The organism is Sphingomonas sp. CCH9-E2 (assembly GCF_001557215.1).
Lineage (GTDB): Bacteria > Pseudomonadota > Alphaproteobacteria > Sphingomonadales > Sphingomonadaceae > Sphingomonas.
In genome coordinates this window covers 1-4,171 of the sequence record NZ_LSJM01000103.1, presented here as the reverse complement: position 1 = coordinate 4,171, position 4,171 = coordinate 1, and the positions used below count along the sequence as shown (strand labels likewise).

Here is a 4,171-nt window from a genome sequence, read left to right as displayed (position 1 = left end):
CCCCTGCCGCCCCCCCCGCTCAGCCACAGCGCAAGCTGTCGAGCCTGACGATCGTCTGGGGCTATACGCGCCGCTATCCGCTGCAGCTGACGCTGGCGATCGTGGCGCTGCTGCTGGCCGCCGGCGCGACCTTGTGGATCCCCCGCACGTTCAAGGAAGTGGTCGACAAGGGGTTTGGCGCCGACTCCGATCCGGCGCAGATTGGCGGCTATTTCCAGGGGCTGTTGCTGGTCGTCGTCGTGCTCGCCTTTGCGACTGCGATGCGCTTCTATTTCGTGTCCTGGCTGGGCGAGCGCACGGTGGCCGATATGCGCGCGGCGGTGCACCGCAACCTGCTGCGCCTGCCCCCGCGCTGGTTCGAGGAGAACCGCCCGTCGGAAATCGCCAGCCGCCTGACCGCCGACACCGCCGTGGTGGAACAGATCGTCGGCACCACCGTGTCGGTCGCGCTGCGCAACCTGCTGATCGCGATTGGCGGCACGCTGTACCTGTTCGTGCTGGCGCCGAAGATCGCGGCCTATCTGCTGGTCGGGATTCCAGTGATCGTGCTGCCGATCATGTGGCTGGGCGGTCGCGTGCGCCGCTTTTCGCGGACCAGCCAGGATCGCGTCGCCGATATCGGCTCGATTGCGTCCGAAACGCTGGGCGCGATGCGGATCGTGCAGGCATTCGGGCAGGAAGACCGCGAGAGCGCACGGTTCCAGGACGCGGTCGATCGCGGCTTTTCCACCGCGCGCAAGCGGTTCGCGACCCGCGCGGTGATGACGGCTCTGGTCATCTTCGCGCTGTTCACCGCGATTACGCTCATCATGTGGGACGCGGTCTATGGCGTCGCGCAGGGGCGCATCTCGGGCGGGTCGATCACCGCCTTCGTCATCACCGCGGGCCTCGTCACCGGTGCGTTCGGCGCGCTGACCGAAGTCTATGGCGACCTGCTCCGCGCATCGGGCGCCGCCGCCCGCCTCGCCGAGCTGCTGTCGGAGGAGCCGGAGATTGCCGCGCCCGCCGATCCGGTGGCGCTGCCAGAGCCGGCGCGGGGCGCGATCGACTTTGCCAACGTCACCTTCCGCTATCCGACGCGGCCCGAGGTGTCGGCGCTGAACGACTTCACCCTGTCGATCGCGCCGGGCGAGACGGTGGCGGTGGTCGGCCCGTCGGGCGCGGGCAAGTCGACCTTGTTCCAGCTGGTCCAGCGCTTCTACGACCCCGAGGCGGGCGAAGTCCGCGTCGATGGCGTGCCGCTGCCCAAGGCCGATCCGGCGCAGGTGCGCGCGCGCATGGCGATGGTGCCGCAGGAGACGGTGATCTTTGCCGCCAGCGCTCGCGACAACCTGCGCTATGGCCGGTGGGACGCGACCGAGGAGCAGATCTGGCAGGCCGCCGAAGCCGCCAATGCCGCCGAATTTCTGCGCGAGCTGCCGCAGGGGCTCGACACCTTCCTCGGCGAGGACGGCGCGCGGCTGTCTGGCGGGCAGCGCCAGCGCATCGCCATCGCCCGCGCGCTGCTGCGCGACGCACCGATCCTGTTGCTCGACGAAGCGACCAGCGCGCTGGACGCCGAAAGCGAGCGGCTGGTGCAGGATGCGCTCGAGCGGCTGATGCAGGGGCGCACGACGTTGGTCATCGCCCACCGCCTCGCCACCGTCCGCGCGGCGCAGCGGATCATCGTGATGGACGAGGGGCGCATCGTCGAAACCGGCACGCATGGCGAGCTGGTCGCCAAGGGCGGCCTCTATGCCCGCCTCGCTAGCCTGCAGTTCAGCGAAACAGTCTAGTAACGCGAGAAATACCAAGCCGCGAAGACAAGCACCGCACCCAGCGCGAGCGCGACCTTGAGCTTGGGATTGCGCGACGTTTCGCGCTCGCGGCCCATGCGGTCGAGGTCGAACCAGTAGTGCGCCGGATGCGCCTCGCGGATCACCCCGCTCGCGCGCAGCCGGTCGAATGCCGCACGCTCGACCGGGCCGGGCGCGTACTCGATCGCGGTGCCCGGCGAAATCGCGCGATGCTCCGCGAAATGGCGCTGGACGCGAAACTGGCCAAGATCGGAAGCGCCGTTGAGCGGCATGGTGTGCGGGTCTCCGTTGAAGCGCCCATAGTCGGGAAGCGCGCGACGGGTTTCAAGGCCGGACAATGCCTCCGCTTTCCTCCGCGCAAGAATCGCCTGTTCCCGACATGGTCCTGTCCCCGTTAAGTCGCGGCATGAACTTTCGCCTGTTTCACCCGATCCTCGCCGGTGCGCGCCCGCTCGACCGCCTTGTCGCGTCGATCGGCGCGACGATCTGCATCGCGCTCACCATGGTCGTCAGCGCCGGCCTTGAGCTGACGACGGCGGACCTGCCGCTGATCGTCGCACCGATGGGCGCGTCCGCTGTGCTGATCTTCGCCGTCCCTGCCAGCCCGCTGGCCCAGCCATGGCCGGTGGTCGGCGGCAACACTATCTCTGCCTTGGTCGGTATCGCAATGTTCCGTCATGTCGCCGACCCGATGATCGCCGCGGGCCTCGCGGTAGGTCTTGCCATCCTTGCCATGTCCCTGCTCCGCTGCCTCCACCCGCCTGGCGGCGCCGCTGCGCTGACCGCAGTGATCGGCAGTCAGGGTATCCATGACGCGGGCTATGCCTTCGCCTTCGCCCCGGTCGCGCTCAACTCGATTGCGCTCGTCTCGCTGGCGATGGTGTTTCACCGCATGTCGACGCACAGCTATCCGCATCAGCCCGTACCGCTGCCGGTGCCGCCCGTCGCCACCGGGCTGCATTTGGAGGACATCGACCGCGCACTCGCCGACCTGCCCGACAGCTTCGACATCAGCCGCGAGGATCTCGACGTGCTGCTGTCGCTGGCCGAAACCCATGCTCAGGCGCGGCGCGGGCACTGACCCGGCCTTTCAATTTTTGGAAAGCGCGGTACGCTCGGCCAAAAAGCTGAGAGAGGATGGCATGACCCGCGAGTTCGATCTGATCGTCTATGGCGCGACCGGCTTCACTGGTCGCCTTGTCGCGGAATATCTGGCGCAGCGTTACGGCGACGGGTCGCTGCGCTGGGCGATGGCGGGACGGTCGCTGACCAAGCTCGAACAGGTCCGCGACGAGATCGGCGCACCGGCGGATACGCCGCTGCTCACCGCCAATGCCGACGACCCCGCCGCACTACGTGCCCTCACCGCGCGCACGACCGTCGTGCTGACCACGGTCGGACCGTATCAACTCTATGGCAATGATCTGGTCGCGGCGTGTGTCGAGACCGGCACCGCCTATGTCGACCTGTGCGGCGAGCCCAACTGGATGCACGATGTGATCGCGCGGCATCAGGATGCGGCGAAGGCGAGCGGCGCGCGCATCGTGCTGTCGTGCGGGTTCGATTCGATCCCGTTCGACCTGGGCGTGTGGACCGCCGAGCAGGCGGCAATCGCCAAATGGGGCCGCCCCGCCCCGCGCGTGAAGGGCCGCGTGCGCAAGATGCAGGGGACCTTTTCGGGCGGCACCTTTGCCAGCGGCAAGGCGACGGCGGCTGCGGCGGCAAAGAACCCCTTGGTGTTCAAGATCCTGCTCGATCCCTTCGCGCTCACCCCCGGCTTCACCGGCCCGGATCAGCCCAAGGGAATGATGCCGGAATATGACGAAGCGGTCGGCGGCTGGGTCGCGCCGTTCGTGATGGCGGTGATCAACACCAAGAACGTCCACCGCACCAACTTCCTCGCCGGCCACCCCTATGGCACCGATTTCCGCTATGACGAGATGATGGTCGCGCCGGGCCTTGGCGACATCGGCAAGGCGGCGGCGGAGGCGATTGCCAAGATGAACCCGATGAACGCCGATAAGGGCCCCGCCCCCGGCGAGGGCCCGTCAAAGGAAGAGCGTGAGGCGGGCTTTTACGAAATCGACTTCATCGCGGAGATGCCGACCGGGGAGTCACTGACCTGCACCGTCACCGGCGACCGCGATCCCGGCTATGGATCGACGTCGAAGATGATCGCCGAGGCGGCATTGTGCCTGATCCGCGACGTCGCGGGCGACGGCGGGGTGTGGACCCCCGGCGCGCTGATGGCCGAGCCGCTGAAGGCGCGGCTGGAGGCGAATGCGGGGCTGAAATTCGTGGTGAAGGGCTGAGCGCACACCCCCTTAAATTCCCCTCCCTGACAGGGAGGGGCTAGGGGAGGGTTTAGCGGCGGA

General features: G+C 67.9%; 4 protein-coding genes. 3 read left to right on the top strand and 1 reads right to left on the bottom strand.

Features of this window, described 5'->3' with window-relative positions; all coding sequences use genetic code 11:
* Nucleotides 1-1,775: ABC transporter transmembrane domain-containing protein (locus AX681_RS05295; protein WP_066681920.1), on the top strand; the 1,775-nt coding region annotated here is incomplete at its 5' end.
* On the opposite strand, the gene AX681_RS05290 is transcribed toward AX681_RS05295, so the two are convergent.
* Nucleotides 1,772-2,134, bottom strand: coding sequence for a hypothetical protein (locus AX681_RS05290; RefSeq protein WP_066655879.1), 363 nt, complete (start codon nt 2,132-2,134; stop codon nt 1,772-1,774). The genes AX681_RS05295 and AX681_RS05290 overlap by 4 nt on opposite strands.
* A gap of 68 nt (nt 2,135-2,202) precedes the next feature.
* Between AX681_RS05290 and AX681_RS05285 the strand changes: the two genes are divergently transcribed.
* Nucleotides 2,203-2,877, top strand: a complete 675-nt coding sequence (locus AX681_RS05285) for an HPP family protein (RefSeq protein WP_066655882.1) — start codon at nt 2,203-2,205, stop codon at nt 2,875-2,877.
* A gap of 61 nt (nt 2,878-2,938) precedes the next feature.
* Nucleotides 2,939-4,108, top strand: coding sequence for a saccharopine dehydrogenase family protein (locus tag AX681_RS05280; protein ID WP_066681922.1), 1,170 nt, complete (start codon nt 2,939-2,941; stop codon nt 4,106-4,108).
* The last annotated feature ends 63 nt before the right edge of the window (nt 4,109-4,171 follow it).